We start from the raw sequence: 21439 nt of genomic DNA on the forward strand, positions 1-21439 counted from the left end.
GTTGAGCGCCTTCACCGAGGCGCTCAACGGCCGGTTCCGGTACGCGGAGCCGTTCGAACGGCTGTGACTCAGCCCCGTGCGGTCAGGGTGAACGCGAGGGCCGCCATCGAGGTGAAGTCGATGGCCGGTTCGGAGCTGGGCCAGGAGCGGAGGTCGTCGGCGAAGACGGACGTCGCCGAGTCGTACCGCTTGGTGTAGTCCTTGGTGCACGGGGCGGAACCCGCCGGCATCTCGCCGAGGTCGCTGAACAGGTCGGCGCCGTTGGGGCCGTTGACGACCGCGCCGACCAACACCCTGCGACCGCCGTCGAGGTCGCCCGAGAGGTTCGCCGCCTGGTGCTGCGGGCAGTTCGGGAAGGTCGTGCCGACGCCGATCACGAGCGTCGTGCCCCAGGCGTTGGAGCCCAGCGTGAAGTTCCGCTGCTGGGTGCCGAAGTCCTCGTACGTGCGGTCGCCGGTCAGGCCGCGGTACAGCTTGGCCGTGGCCACGTAGCCGAAGCTGCGCGGAGCGGCGTCGAACTGGGTGACGTCGACGGCCGTGCGGAACGGGCTGGAAGCGGAAGCGTCGACGCCCTGCTGGAGCTGGCGCTTGAGGTCGCCGACGAGCTGCGCCTCGGTCACCTCGGCGTTGCGGACACCACCCGCGCGCAGCACGCGGACGAGGTCGGTGTGCGCCAGGGCGCTCGTGTTGTACAGGTTCAGGGTGTCCGTGTCGCCGCTGGCCAGGTACTCCTTGGCCCAGTGGGTGGCAGCGGTGGCCCAGCCCGCGGTGCGGCGGTCGCCCAGGGCCTTGCCCGCCAGCGCGAGCTGGGTGGCGCCGAACTCCATGTCGTCGGCCCAGGAGTCCTCGGGGTAGTACGCGTGCGGGAACGCGGTCACGAGTTCGCCGACGTCCGCGGTCTTGGCCTGGACGAAGACGGAGGCGGCCTCCTCCAGGTACCGGGCCGCCAGCGCGGGGTGACGCCTGGCCTCGACCTGGGCGGCCAGGGCGAACGCGGCCGAGACGCGGCCCGCGAGGTTGGGGCTGATCTTCTCGCCGGGAGCCGCGGCGCGGAAGACGGGGCGGTGCTTGATGAAGTACTCCAGGTCGCCCGGCTCCACGTCCAGCTCGTCGTCCGCTTCGGGGAGGCGCCACACGTCGTGGTCGCCGACGAAGCCGTGCTCCTCGCTGCCGGTGCCGATGCCGACCTGCGCGATGAGCGTCTTGGACTTGCCGTCCCACACCTTGTCGAGCCACCTGAGCCCGAACCTCGTCTCGGCCTCCAGGGCCGGGTTGGGGTCGACGCGCTGCGCGTACAGGAGTTCCGCGAGCGAGTACGAGGTGGCGTGGGTGAACTTGACGAAGTCGCCCGCGTCGAACCAGCCGCCCTCGACGTCGACCGGGCCGCCGACGCGCTTGAGGGGTTCGGCGACCTCGTCGCCGCCCTCGCCCGTGAACACCGGGTGGTCGTAGACGTACGCCTCGCGGTCGGCCAGGTGCGACGGCTTGCGCTTCAGCCTGCCGGGGATGACGTCGGCGCCGTCGCGCTGGGCCTGGAAGAACTCGACGTTGTTCGCGGCGAGCGGGGAGTGCAGCCGGTCCACGGTGTCGATCGTGAACGTGGGCGAGGTGACCCCGCCGACCTTGATCCGGTACGTGCCCCTGCGGGTCACCCCGGTGAAGTCGATCGGGTGCACGGCGGTGAAGGCGGTGTTCCAGCCACCGAGCGACGTGCCGACCCTGCCGGTGAGCACCGAACGGCCCCGGCCGTCCAGCACGGAGAACGGGGCCCCCGCGGTGGCCGTCGGGGCGAGCAGGTACGCCTGCTTGGACTCCGTGGTGCCGTAGCCGATCTGGTCCAGTCTCACCTGCCCGGACGGGGCGGCCTGGGCGGGCACCGCGACCAACCCGGTGACCACCGCCGCTGCGACGAGAGCGTGCGCGAAACGCATGGGGACTCCTCGTTCGGACCGGCGGCGGTGGTCCTATGGTTAAGAAGGTTGCCTAATTAGTCGGGAAGGGTAGCCGCCGGACGCCGGAGTCACCAGTCCTCCGGCGGCTCCGAGAACGCCTTGCCCAGGTCGCGGGTCAACGAGAGGGCGCGGCGCACCCACTTCTCGGAAGCGCCCGCCATTCCGCAGGTGGGAGTGGGTAGCGCCAGGTCGGTGAGCACCGAGCGGGGGAAGCCGAGGCGGTCCGCCAGCTCCAGCGCGGGCCTCGCGAGTTCGCGCAGGTCGACCTTCGTGCCCGGATCGGTGCTGGGCACGAGGCCGAGCCACAGGGACGTGCCCGCCTGCCAGGCCTCCCCCAGCTCGTCCGCCACCGCCTTGCCCGCGCCGCGCAGCAGCGAGACGTCGAGCGCCACGGCCGTCGCGCCCGCTTCGCGGAAGAGGGTCACGGGCGGCTTGGGCGCGCAGCAGTGGACGATCGCGCCGGGACCGGCCACGTCGATGATCGCGGCGAGCACGTCCCGCGCGTCCGGCTCCGGGACCGCGCGCACGGTGCCGAGCTTCGACGGGGTGGGCAGGAGCCCCCCGAGGACCGCCGGGACTCCCGGCTCGTCGAGCTGCACGACGACCTGCGCGCCGGTCCTCTTGCGCACCTCGGCGATGTGCAGCTTGAGGCCCTCGGCGAGGGATTCGGTGAACTCCTTCACCGCGCCGGGATCGGTGAGGACCCGGTGGCCGCGCACGAGCTCGATGTTCGACATGAGCGTCCACGGGCCCGCGATCTGGATCTTCACGACCTCCGGGCGGAGGTTGACGGTCTGGACCGCCTCCTCGAACGCGTCGAGGTCGTAGTTCATCAGGTCCGTGGCGCGGCGGTGGTCGCGGCCGGGGTGCGCGGTCACGCGGTAGCCGGACGGGACCACCTCGACGGGGATGTCCACGAGCAGGCCCGCCGTGCGGCCGATGAGGTCCGCGCCCACGCCGCGGGCGGGCAGTTCGGGCAGGTGCGGGAGCGCGGGGAGTTCGCCGAGGACGATGCGTGACGCCTCGCGCGGATCCGTGCCTGGCAGGGAGCCGATGCCGGTGGCGGAGCCGGGTTTCCAAGGGGTCGTGTTCACGTCGACAGTGTCCCACCGGCAGGAGGACCGGAGTCGCCGCGGCGCTTCCGGTGCTCGCGGCGGTCCTTCCACCACTCCAGGCGGTCCTCGGAGTTCTGCGGGAAGACCGTGCGGACCACGGCGAGGGCCGAGCCGGACAGGACGACGAGACCGACGAGCCACCACGGTGCGGCGGCCAGGACCGACGCCGTGCCCGCTCCGGCGATGCCGATTTCGGCCACGCGAGAACCTGGTGGCGGCGTCACGACGGACACCCGGTGATCTCTTCGCTCCGATCCGGGCGGTGCAACTGGTTCCAGCACCCATCGGGCCGGTCCTCGACCACGTCGGGTTTCGTGACGGAGATCGCGTACTTCTCGATCGGGATGGCGTGGTCGTCCGTCGGCGCGTGCCGAACCGACGCGGACGTGCGGCGAGCGGTGGTCGGGGTTCGCCGTTCCTCCACCTCGTCCCAGGCCCAGTCCGGCTCGGAGCACTCCCGCCCGCGTCCGGTCTCAGCACGGAGGACGACGATGCCGCGCTGTGTGCCCGTCATTCCCAGGGGTGTGACCCGAGCGCCGGGGATGCGGCATGCCGACTCGACGAGGATCGCGGCCACAGCGCTTTCCCGCGGCCCTCCTTCCCACAGCAGGGTCACGGAAGTGCCGTCTGGCGTCCCGAGCACCCTGGCCGCGGACCGGAACAGGACCAGTCGGCGCACGACCGCGCTCATCAGGTCGGCAGGCCGTGGCAGGCGCGCCACTCGACGCTCGGCGTCGTCCAGGTGATCGCGGCAGTCCGACCACAGGGTCTCGTCGGCTCCGCACTCGTCCTTGAGCCTGCTGACCGCGGCCCGCCACAGACCCCGGTCGACACCGACCAGGCGCACCAGCCCAGCGGCTCCGATCAGCCGGAGGTCCAGGTGACCACGTCTCGGGACGGGCCGCAGGCCGGGTACACCGCTGACACCGGTGGGCCTGATCACGGGCAAGGCCTCGGCGAGCAGGCGGCCGACGTCGTGTCCCGCCACTTCCAGGCGGAGGCCCCGCGACGACAACCCGAACCGCCGAACCAGCGGCCTGCCCATGATCGCAGGCCACAGGGCGGCCTCGAGTTCGTGCTGCGTCCCGGCGGGGATCAGCGGGCCGCCCTCGTCACGCAGTTGCCTGCGCACCGCGGCTGGGGTCTCGCCCGTGACCAGGGTCCGGCGGTGAACGCGGACCGCGTGGCTGCCGGACTGCTTCGTCGACACCGTGGAACCTCCGCAACGCCGCCCGGTCGACGCTGCCGAGTTCGCGAGGCCACCCTCGATCAGCACGGAGTCCAGCACGCGGGGCGCACCCCGAGGTGCGCTTGGGAGGCACTCACCCCAACCGGGTGCGGAGGAGCCTCGTGGCAGCCGCTGCTGCCGCCGAGAAGGTTACCCGGACGTCGGCGGCCTTCTGCCGCTTCCCCCAGCGCGAACCGGCACCCCGTGCAAGAGGGGTGCCGGCCATCCGGCCGATCAGCGGTTGGTCGCCAGCACGCCGGGGTTGTTGCGCGCGCCCGCGGTCACGCCGTGCGGGGTCGCGGCGTTGATCGCCGCCAGCTCGGCGGTGGTGAACTTGATGGCCGAGGCGGCGACGTTCTGCTCCAGCCACCGGCGCTGCTTGGTGCCGGGGATCGGGGTCGTGTCCTGCGCGAGCACCCACGCCAGCGCCAACTGGGCGGGGGTGACCTCCTTCTGCGCGGCCAACTCCTTGAGGGTGTCGACGATCGCCACGTTCTCGTCGATGTTCTCCGGCTTGAACCACGGCAACTGGCGGCGGTGGTCGTCGGCCGCGAGGTCGTCGACCTTCGTGATGCCGCCGGTGAGCACACCACGCCCGAGCGGGGAGCACGGGACGAAGCCGATGCCCAGTTCGCGGCACGTGGCCAGGACGCCGTCCTTCTCCGGGTCCCTGGCGAACAGGGAGTACTCGGACTGCACGGCCGTGATCGGGTGGATGAGGTGCGCGCGCCGGATCGTTTCCGGCGTCACCTCCGACAGGCCGATGTAGCGGATCTTGCCCGCCATGAACAGGTCGGCCAGCGCGTCCATCGTGTCCTCGATCGGGACCTCGGGGTCGACGCGGTGCAGGTAGTACAGGTCGATGTAGTCGGTGCCCAGGTGCCTGAGCGAGCGGTCGACCGCCTTGTTGGCGTAGCCAGGGGTGCCGTTGAGGCCGTGGGCGCCGCCGTCGTCGTCGAGCTCCACCGCGAACTTGGTCGCGATCTGCACGTCCTCGCGGTGCCCCTTGAGCGCCTTGCCCACCAAGACCTCGTTCGTGAACGGGCCGTAGGACTCGGCGGTGTCGAAGAACGTGACCCCGAGTTCTAGCGCGCGGTGGATCGTCGCGGTCGACTCGGCGTCGTCGCGGCCCGCGTAGTAGGCGCTCATGCCCATGCAGCCGAGGCCCTGGGTGGAGACGAGGAGACCCTGGCTGCCGAGCGGGCGTTTGCCTAGGGGCGTGGAGTTCTGGTCGACCATCGAAACAGTCTCGCCGATTCACGTTCGCGCACGAGCACGAGGTCTCGGGAAGAGTTAAAAGGTCTAGACCCATTGACGCAGATGGTCTACACCACATACCGTCACGGTGTCGGTGCTCACAGTGTTGAGCACCCCCGGATCGTGGTGTGGGAGCGCGTCGCGCCCCGTGCTCCCGCACCACACTTCCCCCTGTGGTTGAGTGCCCGGAATGGGACCAGCGGAGATCGCCCTCGGGATCGAGCGGCTGCACTCCGGCGAGGGCACGGCGCGGCTGGCCATGACGATCACCGAGACGATGATCAACGTCCACGGCATCGGCCACGGCGGCTACGTCTTCCTGCTCGCCGACAGCGCGTTCGCCGTCGCCTGCAACTCACCGGGTTCGGTCACGGTCGCGGCGCAGGCGGAGATCGACTTCATCGCGGCCGTGCGGCTCGGTGACGAACTGGTGGCGGAGGCGGTGGAACGGGTGACGTTCGGGCGCAGCGGCATCTACGACATCACCGTCACGCGCGGGGACGAGGTCGTGGCGGAGTTCCGCGGCCGGAGCCGGACGATCCGCTGAGACCGGTTCCACGAGGACGAGCCGCCAGGTCAGTCGGTGGACCCCCATCGCGCAGCCGTCGCCGGTCGTGCCCACGACCAGGGTCTGGTGCGGTGGCCGCGCGTGCGTCGTGCCCGATCCGGACGTCCGTTCGACGTGCGCTCCTCGCCACCGCGGGACCGCGATCAGCCGGGACGGCGGCGGGCTACGGGTGTGGACCCCTGGTCGAAGGCAGCGGTGCCGCGGCCCGCTTGAGGCCCAGTACCTGGAGCACCGCGAAGCCCGCCACCGCCGCCGCCTGGGCGAGCACCAGCCACGTGCCGAGCGCGGTGATGCCGAACCAGCCGAGTTCGGCCGTGAGCACGCTGCCGACCACCCACAGCAGGTTGCCGAGGACGACGACCTTCACGAGCGTGCGGTGGGGGCGGGTGCCGAGGAGGAAGACGCCCGCGCCGTAGGCGAGCAGGAAGACGCCCAGCGGGATCGCGGGCAGGCCCAGTTCCCCGCTGAACGGGAGGGCGAGGGCGCCCAGTCCGGCTGAGGCGACGCCGTCGAGCTTGAGTGCGAACCGGAGCGGTCGGTCGTTGTTCGTCATGGCCGCAACAGTGGGGTCGGCGGCACTGCCAAGACCACGCCGAACGCTGCCATCCACTGCCGATCAGCGGGACTCGACCTGGGAGAACAGGTCCGCTGCCACCAGTTTGGCCCCGGCGTTCTGCCAGTTGTGCAGGGTGCGCTCGGGGACCTGGCCGACGAACCACGCCAACGCCCTCCTGGACGGCGGGTCGAGGTCCTCGCGCTTCGTGCGGACGCTGTACGGGCGGATCCCGGCGACGTAGTAGAAGTACAGCGCGTTGTAGTGCCGCCACTCGTCGCTGGTGCCGAAGTCGCCGTCCCTGGGCTTCAGGCGGGTGACGCTCTCCAGCAGCAGCGCCTTCAGCTCCACGGCTCGTTCGACCGGCTGGTCGACCGCTCCCCTGGCGGCCAGGCGGTCGGTGATCACCGGCAGGTCGGTCAACGGGCTGGCGACGAGCTTGCCGAGGTCTCCGTAGTGGCTGAGGGCGCGCCGGGTGAGCTTGGCGAACTCCTGGACGTCCACGTCGGCCAGCGGGTTGCGGCGGGGCAGGGCGTCGATCGCCCCGCGGAGTTCGGCTCGGTCCTTCGCCAGGCCGGGCAGGACGAGCCGGTCGGCCACCGCCGAGATCGGGCTGGCGAGGACCTGGACGGCGATGGCGGCGGCGACCGTGCCGAACAGCAGCGGTTCCAGGCGGGCTTCGGTGTGGACCATGACGACGACCACCTGGGCGCCGAACAGGATCGCGGTAGCCAGCGAGACGACGAGGGAGCGGACCAGGTCGGCGCGGACGGCCTCGCCCTCGTCGAACGCGTCCGCCACGGCCACCGCGACGCCGAACAGGACGAGGTCGAACGCGAGGGCGCCGAGCGCCAGCGGTCTCGGCAGCAGGTCGAGGCCGAGCAGTGCGGTGCCGATGCCGAACATCGGCGTCGCGGCGGCGAGGACGGCACCGGCGCGGGCCGGGCGGTGGCGCAGGAACAGGCCGAAGGCGACGGCGAGCGGGAGCACCGCGACGACCGGGGAGAAGACCGCCGCCACGAGGACCGGAACGGTCGACATGCGCCACCAGAGTTCGAAACGCACTGGTAGCCAGCACGTGATGGCACCGGCCCACGCCACCGCGGGCACCGCGAGGAAGACCTGCGGGAGCGAGTCGAACGCGATTACCACCGCGAATGCGAGCAGTCCAGCCGCCGTTCGGTGCAGCAGCGGTTTTCCCAGTTCTCGCGAGATCAGGTAGAGACCCAACCACCAGGCCAAACCGAATGACACCACTGTTACCGACAGCACATGACAATCCTACGATCGGGCGAACATTCGGCAGCCCATTGCACGACTTGAGAGCATGTGGGCCATGCCTGTCGAGGTGACGTTGCACCGCGCGGCCGAAGAACTCACGCGAGGCGATTTAGCGAGTGTTCTCCGCGCGCGCCAGAGGCTGGCCGGGCTGGTGGGCACCTATCCCCACCGGCTGGACCTCCGGGACAAGTTGGCCGCCGTCTACCGGGTGCTCGGCAACACCGTGCAAGCCGGGCGCTGGAGCTACCTGTCCGAGGTACGGGACGACCTGGAGGTGCTCGCGTTCGAACACGCGTACAAGACACCGGTCGCGCGGCTGACCGCGCTGAACTGGACCGGCGGCGAGGACGCCGCCGAGACCGCGACGGCCCGCGCGCGCCTGATGGCGCTGCACCGGGCCACGACCGAGCAGATCCAGGACGAGCTGGCCGTCGCGGAGGGGGAACCCGGCCGGTCGTGGGTCGCCTGCGCGCTGATCGCCCTCGGCCTCGCGGTGCTGGCCGCGCTCGTCGTGATCGGCGCCATTACCGCCGTGGGCTTCGGGTACCGCATCCTGGTCTCATGACCATCGACGTCCCCGCCGCCGCCGAACGCATCCGCCCGCACGCCCGCCGGACCCCGCTGTGGCAGGTCGAGGTGGACGGCCGTCCGCTGGCGCTGAAGCTGGAGCACCTCCAGTCGACCGGGTCGTTCAAGATCCGCGGGGCGCTGAACTCGCTGATCGCCGGGGGCACGCCGGACCACGTGGTGACGGCGTCGGGCGGCAACCACGGCCTGGGGGTCGCGCGGGCCGCGCAGCTGCTCGGGGTGTCCGCCACGGTGTTCGTGCCCGTGTCCGCGCCCGAGGGGAAGGTGCGGCGCATCGAGGCCGCCGGGGCGAAGCTGATCCGGCACGGGGCCTCGTACTCGGAGGCGGCGGCAGCGGCGCGGGAGTTCCCCGGCGTCTACGTCGAGGCCTACGACGACCCGCTGACGGTGTCCGGGCAGGGCACGGTGGGCCTGGAGGTCGTGGTCGACCTGCCCGAGGTGGACTCCGTGGCCGTCGCGGTCGGCGGTGGCGGGCTGGTCGCCGGGATCGCGTCGGCGATCGACGGGCGGCTGACGGTGGCGGTGGAGCCGGAGGGCTGCTCGGCGCTGCACAACGCGCTCGCGGCGGGCCGCCCGGTCGACGGTCCGGTGGAGTCCGTGGCGGCGTCCGCGCTGGGCGCCACCCGCGTCGGCGACCTGCCGTTCGAGGTCGTGACGTCCGTGCCGCTGAGGTCGCTGCTGGTCACCGACGCCCAGCTGCTGTCGGCCCGCGACCGGCTGTGGGAGGAGTTCCGCCTGGCCGTGGAACCGGCGGCGGCGGTGCCGTTCGCGGCGTTCCTGGCGGGTGACGTGCCCGGCGAGCTGCCGTGCGTGGTCCTGTGCGGCGCCAACACCGACTGGACCCCCTGACCGTCCGGTGGGACTCTGGGCGGGTGGCAGACACCGACGTGCTCGACGGGCTCGTCACCCAGCTCGGCCCCTACGGGGTCCGCGCCTCCACCCTGTTCGGCGAACCGGCCCTCATGGACGTCGAGGGCAAGACCTTCGCGTGCCTGCACGGCGGTGAACTCGCGTGCAGGCTCGGGCAGGGCACGCGGGCCCACGCGGAGGCGCTGGGGATGGGCGACGCGCACCTGTTCGACCCGTCGGGCGCCGGCCGTCCGATGCACGACTGGGTGAGCTTGCCCGCCGCGCACTCCGCGCGGTGGGCGGAGTTCGCGTCCGCGGCGATGTCGGTGCCCCGCTGACCTACGCCCGCTGACGTAGGTGCCGGTGCCGCTCCTGGGCTGATGACCCCACGCCCCGACGCGGCCACCATTCGGTGTCATGACAACACGCGTCGGTTACCTGGTCAGCGCCGCGCTGTTCGCCTGCGGCCTGTTCCACCTCCTCGTGTTCGCCGTCGACGGCGGCCCCTGGGAGGGCCCGGTGTCGTGGCGGAAGCCCGTGACGTTCGGGCTGTCGTTCGGGCTCACCCTGGCCACGGTCGTGTGGGTCGGGACGCTCGTGCGGATCACGCCGTTCGTGGTGGCGCTGTTCACCCTCGCCTCGGTCTACGAGGTCGTCGGCATCACCGTGCAGGCGTGGCGGAGGGTCCCGTCGCACTTCAACAACGAGACGCCGTTCGACTCGGCGATCTCCACCGGGTTGGCCGCGGGCGGCGGGGTGATCATCTTCTCGGTGGTGTGGCTGCTCGTCACGGCGTGGCGGGCGGATCACCTGACTCCGAGCCTGCTGCTGGCGGTGCGCGTCGGGGCGGCGGCGTTCCTCGCCGCGATGGCGTTCGGCGGCCTGATGATCGCCCGCGGCGCCGTGCTGGCGCGGACCTCGGGGGTCGCCGAGGCGTACGGCACCGCCGGGATCCTCAAACCCGCGCACGGGGTCGCGATGCACGGCGTGCTGGTGCTGCCGCTGCTGGCGTGGCTGCTGACGTTCACGGCGCTCGACGAGCGGCGGCGGACGCGGGTCGTCGGCTGGGCGTCGGCGGGCTACCTGGCGCTGCTCGCGGCCGCGACCTGGTACTCGCTGGCGTAGGCGCAGCCTGGTACTCGTTGGCGCAGGCACAGGGGGTGCGGCCCGCCCGGCGCGGGCGGGCCGTTCACCCGGAAGAGGGTCAAGACGCGGCACGAACCAGCAGGTCAGAGGCCGGACGTCCCGATCGGTTTCAGTCGAAGGGGGAATTGCGGCGATCGGTCTTCGGCACGACGAGCCGGGTCGCCGTCCAGTCCTGCGCGACCGGTGTGCCGGACGTGCTCGACAGCCCCGCCACGGAGGCCGCCTCGCTGATGTCGGCGAACTCGACGTACCCCGGACGGCCGACCTTCGGGGTCAGCACCCAGATCACGCCGGTCTCGTTCAGCTCGGAGGTGGCGTCGACCAGCGTGTCCGCGAGGTCGTCGTCGCCGTCGGTGAACCACAGGAGCACGGCGTCCGCCGTCGACTCGCGGTCGGCGGGGGCCAGCGCGTCGCCGATCGCGTCCTCGACCGCGTCGCGGACCTCGTCGTCACCGGCCTCACCGATCTCCTTGACGAACTGGCCCGCCTCCAACTCCAACCGGTCGGCCGCCGTCCTCGTCCCGCTCTGCGTCATGCGGAGGAGCGTGCCACGGTCGCACGGGACGACGAAGACTCCGAAAGGGGTGCTTTCGGGTCCATCGGGTGAACGGTGGTGACGCTCAGCCAGTGGAGTCGATGGTGGCGCTCGCCAGCACCAGGTCGCCCGCGGCGTCCGGGCGGTACAGCGCCACGGCCTGACCGGGCGCCACGCCCGTCAGCGGCTCGCGCAGGTGCACCTGGAGCTCCCCGCCGACCAGCTCGGCCACGGCCGGAGCCGTGCCGCCGTGCGCGCGGACCTGGGCGACGCACTCGACGGGACCGTCGAGCGGCACGCCGTTCGGCCACGAGGGGCGGACGGCCACGATCTCCGTCACCGCCAGCTTCTCCGCCGCGCCGACGCGGACGTTGCCCGACACCGGCTCCAGAGACAGCACGTACCGGGGGCGGCCGTCCGGCGCGGGGGCGTCGATGCCGAGACCCTTGCGCTGGCCCACGGTGAACTCGTGCACGCCCGCGTGCCGCCCGAGGACGGCCCCGGTCTCGTCGTCGATCAGCAGACCGGGCGACTGGCCGATCCGGTTGCCGAGGAACTTCTGCGTGTCGCCGTCCGGGATGAAGCAGATGTCGTGGCTGTCCGGCTTCTCCGCCACGCCGAGGCCGCGCTCGGCGGCCTCCTCGCGGACGGCGGCCTTCGTGCTGTCCCCCAACGGGAACAGGGCGTGCGAGAGCTGCTCGCGGGTCAGCGAGGCCAGCACGTACGACTGGTCCTTGCCGTCGTCCGCGCTGCGGCGCAGTTCGACCACGCCGTCCTCCGTGGACAGCCGGGCGTAGTGGCCGGTGCACACGGCGTCGAAGCCGAGCGCGATGGCCTTGTCCAGCAGCGCCTCGAACTTGATGCGCTCGTTGCAGCGCAGGCACGGGTTCGGCGTGCGACCGGCCGCGTACTCCGCGACGAAGTCGTCCACGACGTCCTCGGTGAAGCGCTCGGCGAAGTCCCACACGTAGAACGGGATGCCCATCAGGTCGGCGGCGCGCCGGGCGTCGTGCGCGTCCTCGATCGTGCAGCAGCCCCGCGCGCCGGTGCGCAGCGTGCCGGGCTTGGCGGACAGCGCGAGGTGCACGCCGGTCACGTCGTGACCCGCTTCGACCGCGCGAGCGGCCGCCACCGCGGAGTCGACCCCACCGCTCATCGCCGCGAGCACCCGCATCCCGCTACACCTCCGCCTTGATGTTCTTGCCCCGGGACCGCTTCAGGCCCGCCAGACCGGCGCTGCGCGCGCGTTCCACGACCGGGCCGATCGCCTCGGCCAGGTCGCGCACGTCCTGCTCGGTCGACGTGTGGCCCAGCGAGAACCGCAGGGAGCCCCGCGCCAGCGCGGGCTCGACGTCCATCGCCAGCAGCACGTGGCTGGGCTGGGCGACACCGGCCGTGCAGGCCGAGCCGGTCGAGCACTCGATGCCCCTGGCGTCGAGCAGCATCAGCAGGCTGTCGCCCTCGCAGCCGGGGAACGTGAGGTGGGCGTTGCCGGGGAGCCGCTGCTCACCGGGGTCGCCGTTGACGATCGCGTCCGGCACGACCCTGCGCACCGACGCGACCAGCTCGTCGCGCAGCGCGGCCGCGGCCGCGGCGTTGGCGGGCTGGTCGTCCACGGCCCGCCGCACGGCGGCCGCGAGGCCCACGATCGCGGGCACGTCCAGGGTGCCGGAGCGCACGTCGCGCTCCTGGCCGCCCCCGTGCAGCAGCGGCGTGCACGGCACGTCGCGGCCCAGCAGCAGCACGCCGACGCCGTACGGGCCGCCGACCTTGTGGCCGGTCATGGTCAGCGCGCTCGCGCCGGAGGCGGTGAAGTCGACCGGCACGGCACCCACGGCCTGCACGGCGTCGGTGTGGAACGGCACGCCGTGCTCGGCGGCCACGGCCGCCAGCTCGGCGACCGGGTTGATCGTGCCGACCTCGTTGTTCGCCCACATCGCCGTCACCAGGGCCACGTCGTCGCCCTGGAGCGCCTCGCGCAGCACCTCGGGGTGCACGCGGCCGTGCGAGTCCGTCTCCAGCCACGTCACCTCGGCGCCGTCCTGGTCGGCGAGCCACTGCACCGCGTCCAGCACGGCGTGGTGCTCGACGGCGGACGCCAGGACCCGCCTGCGCCTCGGGTCGGCGGCCCGGCGGGCCCAGAAGACCCCCTTGACGGCGAGGTTGTCGCTCTCGGTGCCGCCGCCGGTGAAGATGATCTCCGACGGCCTCGCGCCCAGCGCGTCCGCGATGTCCTCGCGCGACTCCTCCACGGCCCGGCGCGCGCGCCTGCCGGAGGTGTGCAGCGAGGAGGCGTTGCCCAGGGTGGACAAAGCCCGCGTCATCGCCGTGATCGCATCGGGGTGCATCGGCGTGGTGGCAGCATGATCGAGGTAGGCCATCGCGCTCCCAGGGTAGCCCGTTCAGGCGGTGGGCTTCGTGCGCGGACCCGTGAGGAACGCGCCGAGCACCGCCAGCGCCGCCATGGCGAGGTCGAACGGGATGATCGCGGCCGTCGGGGCCGCCGTCGAGGCGAACGTGGTGACCACGACACCGCCGAGGCCGACCAGGAACGCCGAGCCCAGCATGTCGCTGATCTGCACCGCCGAGGAGTTGAAGCCGCGGTCGGCGTCCGTGGACGCGGCCAGCACGAGCACGCTCACGCTGGACATCGCGAGGCCCATGCCCGCGCCCGCGATGGCCCACAGCGGCGCCGTCGCCCACGCCGGACCCCACTCGGGGGCGATCAGCGTCACGCCCGCGATGCCCGTGGCGTTGAGCACAAAACCCCAGCGGACGAGCGTGCCGCGCGGGATGTCCGACCGGCGGGACTGCCACATCGAGGCGGAGGACCAGCCGAGCGCGCTGAGGGTGAGCGGGATGCCCGCCTGGAGCGGCGAGTAGCCGTGCACGGAGGTGAGGGTGAGCGGGATGAACGCCTCGGTCGCGAAGAACGAGCCCGCGAGCATCCCCCTGGCCAGGACGACCACGGGCAGGCCCCGGCGGGCGGTGAGGGTGCCCCTCGGCAGCAGGATCCGCAGCGACGGGACCAGCACCACGAGCCCGACCACGCCGAGCACCAGGTTCAGGCCGCGCGGGTGCTGCGCGGCCCAGCTCAGGGCCGAGACGCCCACACCGCCGCCGACGGCCGCGAGCAGCAGGCCCCGCCGGGCCGGGACCACGCCGTCGACGTGCACCGGCAGCGTCCGCAGCACCGGGACGAGCAGCAGGAAGCCGATCAGCACCAGCGGGGCCAGCGCGAGGAACACCAGCCGCCAGGTCAGGTGCTCGGTGAAGAAGCCCGCGAGCGCGGGACCGACCAGCGACGGCACGACCCACGCGGCGGCCAGCGCGCCGAACACGGCGGGCCGGTCGCGCTCCGGGTAGACCAGGCCGATCACGACGTAGATGGCGACGATCTGCATGCCCGCGCCGAACCCCTGGAGCACGCGGCCCGCCAGCAGCGATCCCATCTCCTGGGCGAAGCCCGCGACCAGCAGCCCGGCGAGGAACACCAGCGGACCGGCCAGCAGCACGGGCTTGGGGCCGCGCAGGTCGCAGAACCGGCCGGACAGGACCGTCGCGACCACGCTGGCGGCCAGGAAGGCGACGAACGGCCACGCGTACAGCTCGTCGCCGCGCAGGTCCGAGACCATCCGCGGCATCGCGGTGCTGACGCCCATCGCCTCGAACGCCAGCAGGGTCACCAGGAGGATGATCCCGGCGGTCGGTCCCCGGCGGTCCGGGGACCACAGCCTGCTCTGCTCGGCGCTCTCGGTGGTGGTCACCGCCCTATCGTTCAACCTCGACCGGGGTGGAGGTCAAGTTGAGGTGTGCCCTGGTGGCCGTGCCGTGCGCCACCAGCTCCGCCTCGCGCTGCACCAGTGCGGCCAGGTCGCGGCGGGTCTCGGCGCGGCCGGGGGCGATCTCGTCCAGCACGTGCACCTCGACGACCAGCCCGCGCAGCCGGACCACGCGGCGGATCGAGTCGACGAGCGCGTCGGTGCCGACGAACGCCGGACTGGTGGTGGGGGTGCCGTCGGCGAGCCGGTAGCGCAGCACCACCGGGCGCACCGGCACGCCCGCGTCGAGCGCGGCCTGGAACAGCGCGGGACGGTAGCCGCCCGACGCCAGACCGCACCACGTCGTGCCCTCGGCGTGGACGCCGACGGCCGCGCCGTCGCGCAGCGCCCCCGCCAGCTCGGCGACCGCCGCGGGCAGCAGCGACAGGCGTTCGCGGTCCAGGTAGACCGTGCGGGCCGCGGTGATCACCCGGCCCAGCACCGGCCAGTCGCGGATGTCGCGCTTGGCGACCATGCGGATCGGCTGCACGCCGTCGATCGCCAGCTCGTCCAGCCAGGACACGTGGTTGCTGACCACGAGCACCCCGCGGCCGGGCGTCTGCTGGAACCGGTCGGGGCCGTGCACGTCGATCCGGGCGCCGAACGCCCGCAGCAGCACGCGGAACCACTGCCGCAGCGCGGTTTCGCGGGCGTGGCCCCGCAGCAGCAGGAGGGCGACGCCGCAGAGCAGCACGGTGGCCGCGGCCACCAGCCGGAACGCGGCCCGCAGCGGACCGACCGTCGGCGCGGAGCGGTCCAGGCAGCCGTGGCCGCACGGGGAGTGCGGCATCCAGGCGTGCGTCACGGCTCCTCCCCCAGGAAGAACTTGAGGTACCGCTTGTCCATCTTCAACGGGTTCATCAGCACGAACAGGTCGGCGACCCCGAAGTCGAGGTCCAGCGCCGGAGGTCCGCACACCTGCGCGCCCATCCGCAGGTAGCCCTTCAGCAGCGGCGGGAGCACCGCCCTGGCCGGGGCGGGACCGGGCGTCCAGGGGTGCAGCGGCGACACCCGGAACTCCTCCGGCGCGTAGTGCTTGGCGCGCACGGTCTCCCAGACGCCCGACGCGTGCTCGCCACCGTCCGCGAGGGACACCGACGCGCAGCCCGCGAGCCAGGTGTGGCCGGACAGCAGCACGTACCGCGCGATTCCAGCCCACACGAGGCTGACGACGGCTCCGCTGCGGTGGTCGGGGTGGACGCAAGACCGACCGGTCTCCACCAGGGTGTGCCGCAGGTGTGCGAGATTCCGCAGGTCGAACTCGGTTTCCGAGTAGAGACCGCCCGCCTCGCGGGCCCGCTCCGGAGGCAGCATCCGGTAGGTGCCTACGATCTCGCCGGACGTGTCATCCCGGACGACCAGGTGGTCGCAGTACTCGTCGAAGCGGTCGACGTCGTGCCCCGGCACGGAGGTGTGCAGCGAAGCACCCACCTCGTCGGCGAACACCTGGTAGCGGAGCCGTTGCGCGGCAACGACTTCCACACTGTCACGGGCTACCAGGAGGGAGTACCCTGGCGTGCCGGTCGCGGGCCGTGCGGTGCTGACAAGCAGTTGCGGCTGCGTCATGGCTCAAGGTTTACCGACCTGACGGGTACCGGCGGCAGGTCGAAGCGATGACGCGTGCGTGCCATCTCGATGAATGGCCGGTTCTCAGGCTCCGCTCAGGAAAGCCTGCTGGCGCGGCAGGCTCGACGGGTCCCCCACCCACCCCCGACAACCGAGGAGAACGCACGTGGAGGTCAGGCGGTTCCGCCCACCACCGGGGTGGCCGCGGCCACCCCAGGGCTGGGTGCCTCCCCCTGGCTGGGCCCCGGACCCCTCCTGGCCGCCCGCCCCCGCGGGCTGGCAGTTCTGGGGCCCCGTCGCCCAGGCGCACCTGACCGCACCCGTCCCCCGGATCAAGGTGCCCGTCATCCCGCCCCCGGCGGCGAACGGCTTCGGCAGCCGCCGCAAGGCCCTGGAGGCGGAGAACGCCCAGCTGCGCGAAGCGCTGGCCGCGACCGGCATCCTGGACGACTCGGCGCGCGTCGAGCGGATCAGGATGATGGAGGCGCAGCTCCAGGACGTGCTGGCGCAGGTGTCCCGCGCCCGCGCCGAACTGGAGGCCGTGCGCGACGAGCTGATCAACGCCTCCGACACGGCGCTGCTCCAGTCCGCCGGTGTCTACGCCTACGCGCACCCGCTGGACGACGCCGCGGGGTACAAGGAGCGGATCACCGCGATCAAGGAGGACACGAAGGCGTTCGTGCGCACCGGCAACGCCGTGCAGGCCACGACGAACTGGCAGGTGAACGGGTCGACCGTCGAGGGGAAGAAGATGGTCGACGACTTCTCCAAGCTGCTGCTGCGCGCCTACAACACCGAGGCCGACAACTGCGTGCGGACGGTGAGGCCCCAGTCGCGGCAGAACTCCGTGGAGCGGCTGACGAAGATCTCCGAGACGATCGCCAGGCTGGGGCGGTCGATGGAGATCCGCATCGACGAGCGGTACCACCGGCTGCGGTGCGCGGAGATCGTGCTGACCGCCGACCACCGGGCGAAGGTCGAGGCGGAGAAGGAAGAAGCCCGCGCGGTGCGGGAAGAGGTGAAGGAGCAGGCCGCCGCGGCTCGGGACTACGAGCGCGCCAGGGCGAAGTGGGACAAGGAGAAGGCGCACGCCGAGAGCTCGCTGGCGGCGCTGGTGCGGCGCGGTGACGGGGAATCGGTGGCGGCACTGGGGCTGCGGTCGCGGCTGGAGGAGATCGAGGCCGACCGGCTCGTCGTGGAGGAGATGGCCGGGAACGCCCGGAGCGGCCACGTGTACGTGATCAGCAACATCGGGGCGTTCGGGGAGGGGGTCGTGGGGATCGGGATGACCCGGCGGCTCGACCCCCACGACCGGATCCGGGAACTGGGGGACGGTTCGGTGCCGTTCCGGTTCGACGTGCACGCGGTGGTGCCGCACCGGGACGCGCTGGGGTTGCTGCGGGGGTTGCAGGAGAGGTTCGCCTCGCGGCGGTTGAACCAGGTGAACCACCGGCGGGAGTTCTTCCGGGTCGCGCCTGCTGAGGTGTTGACGGTGTTGCGGGAGAGCGTTGACGTTGTGGAGTTCGTGGAGCGGGCTGAGGCGTCCGAGTGGCGGGCTAGTACGCCTTAGGGGTTTGAGGTTTTGTGGCTGTTGGTCCTGACGTGGGTGGCTGTCGGTCTCAGCGCGTCAGGTAGCTGCTGGTCCCAGCGGTGGTGGCCGATGTGACTCGGGGACCCCTCGATGTGACCCTGCGATCGGGCTCAAGGGCAGGCGGTGCAACCTACCCGGTCCACCAGGGTAAGGGTCAAATCCCCCGAGTAAATCGGCTGTGGTTTCGGTAAGGCAGTGTCCTGCTTTTGTCAGGCATGAAAAAGCCCGGCTCTCGGGGGACGGGAGCCGGGCCTTTTGTTTGTTTGTCAACCCTTGCGCTTTTGCACTTCTTCGGTTAGCTGGGGGGCTACGTTGAAGAGGTCGCCCACTACGCCGAAGTCCGCGATTTCGAAGATCGGGGCTTCGTTGTCCTTGTTGACCGCGATGATCGTCTTGGACGTCTGCATTCCCGCGCGGTGCTGGATGGCGCCGGAGATGCCCAGGGCGATGTAGAGCTGCGGGGAGACGGTCTTGCCGGTCTGGCCCACCTGGAACTGGTGCGGGTAGTAGCCGGAGTCGACCGCCGCGCGGGACGCGCCCACTGCCGCGCCCAGGCTGTCGGCGAGCTTCTCGACGACGTCGAAGCTCTCCGCGCTGCCCACGCCGCGGCCACCGGAGACGACCACCGAAGCCTCGGTCAGCTCCGGGCGGTCGCCACCCTCGACCTGTTCGCGGCCGGTGACCTTCGTGGCCTTCGCGGTGTCCGTCGCGGGCAGCTCGACGGTTTCCTCAGCCGCCGCGCCCTCCGCCTCGGTCGCCTCGACGCCGCCGGGGCGGACGGTGATGACCGGGACGCCCGTGGTGACCTTCGACTTGACCACGAAGGCACCACCGAAGATGGACTGGGTGCCGGTGCCGTCCTCGTCGATGTCGACGACGTCCACCAGCAGGCCGGAGCCCAGGCGCGCGGCCAGTCGGCCCGCGACTTCCTTGCCCTCGATCGTCGCGGAGACCAGGATCGCGGCGGGTGACGCGGTGCCCGCGATCGTGGCCAGCGCGTCGACCTTCGGGGTGATGAGGTAGTTGACCGCGTCGTCGGACTCGACGGCGTAGACCTTCGCGGCGCCGTAGCGGCCCAGCGACTCCCTCACCTTCGCCGCGGTGCCGGGTGCGGCCACGACCACCGCGGACGGCTCGCCGAGGCGGCGCGCGGCGGACAGGAGCTCATAGGTGACCTTCTTGACGTCTCCGTCGACGTGGTCGACGAGGACGAGTACCTCTGACATGTGATTCCTCGCCTTCAGATGAGCTTCTGGCCGACCAGGTACTCGGCGATCTTGGAACCGCCGACGCCCTCGTCATCGATGCGCTGACCCGCGGTGCGCGGCGGCTTGGGCGATGCCTCCAGGACACCGGACCACGCGCCGTTCAGGCCGACCTCGCCCGCGTCGACACCGAGGTCGGCGACGGTCAGGGTGGACACGGGCTTCTTCTTGGCGGCCATGATGCCCTTGAAGGACGGGTACCGCGGCTCGTTGATCTTCTCGGTGACGCTGACGACCGCGGGCAGGGACGCCTCCAGGTGGGCGACACCTTCCTCGGTCTCGCGCTCACCCTTGATGGTGGTGCCCTCGACGGTGAGCTTGCGCAGCTGCGTGACCTGCGGCAGGCCGAGGTACTCGGCGAGGATCGCGGGCACCGCGCCCATGCGGCCGTCGGTGGCCTCGTTGCCCGCGATGACGAGGTCGAAGCCCTCGACGGTGCCGATCGCCTTCGCGAGCACCTTGGCGGTGGCGAAGACGTCCGAACCGTGCAGGGCCGCGTCGTTGACGTGCACCGCCTTGTCGGCACCCATGGAGAGCGCCTTGCGGATCGCGTCGGTGGCGCGGTCCGGACCCATGGCGATGACGGTCACCTCGCCGCCGTGGGCTTCCTTGAGGAGCAGTGCCTCTTCGACCGCGCGTTCGTTGATCTCGTCGAGGACGGCGTCCGCGGATTCGCGGTCAAGGGTGTGGTCGGCATCGGTGAGCTTGCGCTCGGACCAGGTGTCAGGCACCTGCTTGACCAGGACGACAATGTTCATAGGTCCTCTTCGACCTCCTGCGGACGGGCGGCGACGTGACTGGCGACTGCCGGGAGGCGCGCTGGTCGCCGGATTAACGCGACCCTGCCATGTCATCGCCGCGTTGGCATGGTGGTGTCGGCCACCTTTATGTTACCCACCAGTAGCCGCGGTGCAAACACCCGCAAGCACCTTGCAAGCGTGACGGTACTCACGACCCTGCCAGCGGGGCACTTGATCGGTTAAGACACGTACTCCAACCGCTGCTCGACCAGGCCAGCTACTGTCCGATTACATGTATCGGCGTGTCGCCATAGTCACGGACTCGACCGCGTGCCTCCCGGCCGCGTTGACCGACGAACTGGGCATCACCGTCGCGCAGATCCAGGTGCGCATCGGGGACCAGCTCGACGACGAGTCCCGCATCCCGGTGTCGACCATGGTCAACGCCATGCGCGGCGAACTCTCGGTCACCACCGTCCCTCCCGACCCCGGAGCGTTCTACTGGGCCTACGCGGACGCGGCGGCGGCCGGAGCGGAGGCGGTGGTGTCGATCCACGTGTCGTCCAGGCTGTCGGGGACCGTCGACACCGCGTGCAACGCCGCCAAGCAGGTTCGGGTCCCCGTGCACGTCGTGGACACCGGGACGTGCGGGATGAGCCTCGGGTACGCCGTGCTGGCCGCCGCCGACGCGGCGGCTCGCGGCGGGGACGCCCGGAAGGTCATCGGGGCCGCGATGCACAGCTTCCGCCGGGGCACCGAGCTGATCTACGTGGACACGCTGGAGCACCTCAGGCGCGGTGGCCGGATCAGCCCCGCCGTGGCGGCGCTCGGCACGGCCCTGTCGGTCAAACCCCTGCTCACCATGGTCGACGGGCAGATCACGCCGTTGGACAAGGTGGTGGGGACCGAGCGGGCGCTGCGGCGGATGGTGGAGATCGCGGCGAAGAAGGCGGGCGAGGAGAGGGTCGACGTGGCGGTCGAGCACTTCGCCGCCGAGGACCGGGCCCACGACCTGATGCGACGGCTGCGCAAGAAGATCCCCGGCGCCCGGAAGTACATGGTCACGCAGGTCAGTTCCGCCATCGGCGCGCACGTCGGACCCGGAGCCCTCGGGGTCACCATCTCGCCCTACTGAGCGGGCGGGTCGGCCGTCGAGGTTTGGCGGAGGTCGACAAAGGGGACACAAGGAGGGAGACGGACGAACTCCTCTGGAGGACCCCATGGCTTCGCTGTTCAGCAAGATCGCCGCCTACGTGCGCAGCCCGCAGGGCCGCCGGATGACCGACCAGGCCAAGCAGATGGCCAAGGACCCCCGCAAGCGCGCCCAGGCACAGCAGGTGCTGCGCAAGTTCCGCAAGCGGTGAAGCTCAGCCGAGTGAGCAAA

The 21439-nt window shown here is 71.6% G+C and carries 23 protein-coding genes; 8 read left to right on the top strand and 15 right to left on the bottom strand.

Features of this window, described 5'->3' with window-relative positions; translation table 11 throughout:
• Window positions 1-68: 68 nt before the first annotated feature.
• From VFZ92_RS13095 to VFZ92_RS13115, 5 genes are all read right to left on the bottom strand, one after another.
• Window positions 69-1931, bottom strand: coding sequence for a glycoside hydrolase family 9 protein (locus VFZ92_RS13095; RefSeq protein WP_330876157.1), 1863 nt, complete (start codon window positions 1929-1931; stop codon window positions 69-71).
• Between the two features lie 89 nt (window positions 1932-2020).
• Window positions 2021-3046 (bottom strand): methionine synthase, encoded by a 1026-nt coding sequence (locus tag VFZ92_RS13100; RefSeq protein WP_330876158.1) that lies wholly within the window; start codon window positions 3044-3046, stop codon window positions 2021-2023.
• The gene (locus tag VFZ92_RS13105) at window positions 3043-3267 is read right to left on the bottom strand and encodes a hypothetical protein (RefSeq protein WP_330876159.1); all 225 of its coding nucleotides are present in this window, start codon (window positions 3265-3267) and stop codon (window positions 3043-3045) included. The genes VFZ92_RS13100 and VFZ92_RS13105 overlap by 4 nt, the downstream gene beginning before the upstream one ends.
• 20 nt (window positions 3268-3287) lie before the next feature.
• Window positions 3288-4277, bottom strand: a complete 990-nt coding sequence (locus tag VFZ92_RS13110; protein ID WP_330876160.1) for a hypothetical protein — start codon at window positions 4275-4277, stop codon at window positions 3288-3290.
• A 252-nt stretch (window positions 4278-4529) separates the two neighbouring features.
• Window positions 4530-5534: an aldo/keto reductase gene (locus tag VFZ92_RS13115; RefSeq protein WP_330876161.1), complete on the bottom strand. Its 1005-nt coding sequence runs from the start codon at window positions 5532-5534 to the stop codon at window positions 4530-4532.
• A 208-nt stretch (window positions 5535-5742) separates the two neighbouring features.
• Here VFZ92_RS13115 and paaI point away from each other — a divergent pair, with 208 nt between their 5' ends.
• A complete protein-coding gene (paaI, locus tag VFZ92_RS13120; RefSeq protein ID WP_330876162.1) occupies window positions 5743-6099 on the top strand; it encodes a hydroxyphenylacetyl-CoA thioesterase PaaI in 357 nt (118 codons plus the stop codon).
• A gap of 184 nt (window positions 6100-6283) precedes the next feature.
• Here paaI and VFZ92_RS13125 read toward each other — a convergent pair whose 3' ends face one another.
• Together VFZ92_RS13125 and VFZ92_RS13130 are read right to left on the bottom strand one after the other, a co-directional pair.
• Window positions 6284-6673 (bottom strand): hypothetical protein, encoded by a 390-nt coding sequence (locus tag VFZ92_RS13125; RefSeq protein WP_330876163.1) that lies wholly within the window; start codon window positions 6671-6673, stop codon window positions 6284-6286.
• 63 nt (window positions 6674-6736) lie between these two features.
• A complete protein-coding gene (locus VFZ92_RS13130; RefSeq protein ID WP_330876164.1) occupies window positions 6737-7714 on the bottom strand; it encodes a hypothetical protein in 978 nt (325 codons plus the stop codon).
• 295 nt (window positions 7715-8009) lie between these two features.
• Here VFZ92_RS13130 and VFZ92_RS13135 point away from each other — a divergent pair, with 295 nt between their 5' ends.
• The 4 genes from VFZ92_RS13135 (at window position 8010) to VFZ92_RS13150 (ending at window position 10516) form a co-directional block, all read left to right on the top strand.
• Window positions 8010-8519, top strand: coding sequence for a DUF6584 family protein (locus VFZ92_RS13135; RefSeq protein WP_330876165.1), 510 nt, complete (start codon window positions 8010-8012; stop codon window positions 8517-8519).
• Complete coding sequence (locus VFZ92_RS13140) at window positions 8516-9391, top strand: serine/threonine dehydratase (protein WP_330876166.1); 876 nt, start codon at window positions 8516-8518, stop codon at window positions 9389-9391. The genes VFZ92_RS13135 and VFZ92_RS13140 overlap by 4 nt, the downstream gene beginning before the upstream one ends.
• A 23-nt stretch (window positions 9392-9414) precedes the next feature.
• Window positions 9415-9729: a hypothetical protein gene (locus VFZ92_RS13145; protein WP_330876167.1), complete on the top strand. Its 315-nt coding sequence runs from the start codon at window positions 9415-9417 to the stop codon at window positions 9727-9729.
• A gap of 79 nt (window positions 9730-9808) precedes the next feature.
• A complete protein-coding gene (locus tag VFZ92_RS13150; protein ID WP_330876168.1) occupies window positions 9809-10516 on the top strand; it encodes a hypothetical protein in 708 nt (235 codons plus the stop codon).
• A gap of 130 nt (window positions 10517-10646) precedes the next feature.
• Here the strand turns inward: VFZ92_RS13150 and VFZ92_RS13155 are convergent, their stop codons facing one another.
• The 6 genes from VFZ92_RS13155 to VFZ92_RS13180 all read right to left on the bottom strand — a co-directional run bounded on the left by VFZ92_RS13155 (window position 10647) and on the right by VFZ92_RS13180 (window position 16459).
• Entirely contained in the window at window positions 10647-11072 is a 426-nt protein-coding gene (locus VFZ92_RS13155) for a DUF3052 domain-containing protein (RefSeq protein WP_330876169.1), read from the bottom strand.
• An 85-nt stretch (window positions 11073-11157) separates the two neighbouring features.
• Entirely contained in the window at window positions 11158-12246 is a 1089-nt protein-coding gene (gene mnmA / locus VFZ92_RS13160) for a tRNA 2-thiouridine(34) synthase MnmA (RefSeq protein ID WP_330876170.1), read from the bottom strand.
• A 4-nt stretch (window positions 12247-12250) separates the two neighbouring features.
• Window positions 12251-13453, bottom strand: a complete 1203-nt coding sequence (locus VFZ92_RS13165) for a cysteine desulfurase family protein (RefSeq protein ID WP_330876171.1) — start codon at window positions 13451-13453, stop codon at window positions 12251-12253.
• 21 nt (window positions 13454-13474) lie between these two features.
• Complete coding sequence (locus VFZ92_RS13170) at window positions 13475-14839, bottom strand: MFS transporter (protein ID WP_330876172.1); 1365 nt, start codon at window positions 14837-14839, stop codon at window positions 13475-13477.
• Between the two features lie 4 nt (window positions 14840-14843).
• Window positions 14844-15698: a lysophospholipid acyltransferase family protein gene (locus tag VFZ92_RS13175; RefSeq protein WP_330876173.1), complete on the bottom strand. Its 855-nt coding sequence runs from the start codon at window positions 15696-15698 to the stop codon at window positions 14844-14846.
• Window positions 15695-16459, bottom strand: a complete 765-nt coding sequence (locus tag VFZ92_RS13180) for a GNAT family N-acetyltransferase (RefSeq protein ID WP_330876174.1) — start codon at window positions 16457-16459, stop codon at window positions 15695-15697. Before VFZ92_RS13180 ends, VFZ92_RS13175 begins: the two co-directional genes overlap by 4 nt.
• 166 nt (window positions 16460-16625) lie before the next feature.
• Here VFZ92_RS13180 and VFZ92_RS13185 point away from each other — a divergent pair, with 166 nt between their 5' ends.
• Complete coding sequence (locus tag VFZ92_RS13185) at window positions 16626-18029, top strand: DUF4041 domain-containing protein (RefSeq protein ID WP_330876175.1); 1404 nt, start codon at window positions 16626-16628, stop codon at window positions 18027-18029.
• A 287-nt stretch (window positions 18030-18316) separates the two neighbouring features.
• Here VFZ92_RS13185 and VFZ92_RS13190 read toward each other — a convergent pair whose 3' ends face one another.
• Window positions 18317-19276 carry an electron transfer flavoprotein subunit alpha/FixB family protein gene (locus VFZ92_RS13190; RefSeq protein ID WP_330876176.1) on the bottom strand — a complete coding sequence of 320 codons (960 nt, stop codon included), beginning with the start codon at window positions 19274-19276 and terminating at the stop codon, window positions 18317-18319.
• Window positions 19277-19290: 14 nt separating this feature from the next.
• The gene (locus tag VFZ92_RS13195) at window positions 19291-20073 is read right to left on the bottom strand and encodes an electron transfer flavoprotein subunit beta/FixA family protein (RefSeq protein WP_330876177.1); all 783 of its coding nucleotides are present in this window, start codon (window positions 20071-20073) and stop codon (window positions 19291-19293) included.
• Between the two features lie 274 nt (window positions 20074-20347).
• Between VFZ92_RS13195 and VFZ92_RS13200 the strand changes: the two genes are divergently transcribed.
• Both VFZ92_RS13200 and VFZ92_RS13205 read left to right on the top strand, forming a co-directional pair.
• Window positions 20348-21190, top strand: a complete 843-nt coding sequence (locus VFZ92_RS13200; protein WP_330876178.1) for a DegV family protein — start codon at window positions 20348-20350, stop codon at window positions 21188-21190.
• An 85-nt stretch (window positions 21191-21275) separates the two neighbouring features.
• Window positions 21276-21419 carry a hypothetical protein gene (locus VFZ92_RS13205; protein WP_330876179.1) on the top strand — a complete coding sequence of 48 codons (144 nt, stop codon included), beginning with the start codon at window positions 21276-21278 and terminating at the stop codon, window positions 21417-21419.
• The last annotated feature ends 20 nt before the right edge of the window (window positions 21420-21439 follow it).

It is taken from the genome of Umezawaea sp., assembly GCF_036375055.1.
Lineage (GTDB): Bacteria > Actinomycetota > Actinomycetes > Mycobacteriales > Pseudonocardiaceae > Umezawaea.

What these genes read in the sequence shown, in the direction of transcription:
- VFZ92_RS13095 (WP_330876157.1), bottom strand. Translation starts at nt 1,931, where the DNA reads ATGCGTTTCGCGCACGCTCTCGTCGCAGCGGCGGTGGTCACCGGGTTG.
- VFZ92_RS13115 (WP_330876161.1), bottom strand. Translation starts at nt 5,534, where the DNA reads ATGGTCGACCAGAACTCCACGCCCCTAGGCAAACGCCCGCTCGGCAGC.
- paaI (WP_330876162.1), top strand. Translation starts at nt 5,743, where the DNA reads ATGGGACCAGCGGAGATCGCCCTCGGGATCGAGCGGCTGCACTCCGGC.
- VFZ92_RS13125 (WP_330876163.1), bottom strand. Translation starts at nt 6,673, where the DNA reads ATGACGAACAACGACCGACCGCTCCGGTTCGCACTCAAGCTCGACGGC.
- VFZ92_RS13130 (WP_330876164.1), bottom strand. Translation starts at nt 7,714, where the DNA reads ATGTCGACCGTTCCGGTCCTCGTGGCGGCGGTCTTCTCCCCGGTCGTC.
- VFZ92_RS13135 (WP_330876165.1), top strand. Translation starts at nt 8,010, where the DNA reads ATGCCTGTCGAGGTGACGTTGCACCGCGCGGCCGAAGAACTCACGCGA.
- VFZ92_RS13140 (WP_330876166.1), top strand. Translation starts at nt 8,516, where the DNA reads ATGACCATCGACGTCCCCGCCGCCGCCGAACGCATCCGCCCGCACGCC.
- VFZ92_RS13150 (WP_330876168.1), top strand. Translation starts at nt 9,809, where the DNA reads ATGACAACACGCGTCGGTTACCTGGTCAGCGCCGCGCTGTTCGCCTGC.
- VFZ92_RS13155 (WP_330876169.1), bottom strand. Translation starts at nt 11,072, where the DNA reads ATGACGCAGAGCGGGACGAGGACGGCGGCCGACCGGTTGGAGTTGGAG.
- mnmA (WP_330876170.1), bottom strand. Translation starts at nt 12,246, where the DNA reads ATGCGGGTGCTCGCGGCGATGAGCGGTGGGGTCGACTCCGCGGTGGCG.
- VFZ92_RS13165 (WP_330876171.1), bottom strand. Translation starts at nt 13,453, where the DNA reads ATGGCCTACCTCGATCATGCTGCCACCACGCCGATGCACCCCGATGCG.
- VFZ92_RS13180 (WP_330876174.1), bottom strand. Translation starts at nt 16,459, where the DNA reads ATGACGCAGCCGCAACTGCTTGTCAGCACCGCACGGCCCGCGACCGGC.
- VFZ92_RS13190 (WP_330876176.1), bottom strand. Translation starts at nt 19,276, where the DNA reads ATGTCAGAGGTACTCGTCCTCGTCGACCACGTCGACGGAGACGTCAAG.
- VFZ92_RS13195 (WP_330876177.1), bottom strand. Translation starts at nt 20,073, where the DNA reads ATGAACATTGTCGTCCTGGTCAAGCAGGTGCCTGACACCTGGTCCGAG.
- VFZ92_RS13200 (WP_330876178.1), top strand. Translation starts at nt 20,348, where the DNA reads ATGTATCGGCGTGTCGCCATAGTCACGGACTCGACCGCGTGCCTCCCG.
- VFZ92_RS13205 (WP_330876179.1), top strand. Translation starts at nt 21,276, where the DNA reads ATGGCTTCGCTGTTCAGCAAGATCGCCGCCTACGTGCGCAGCCCGCAG.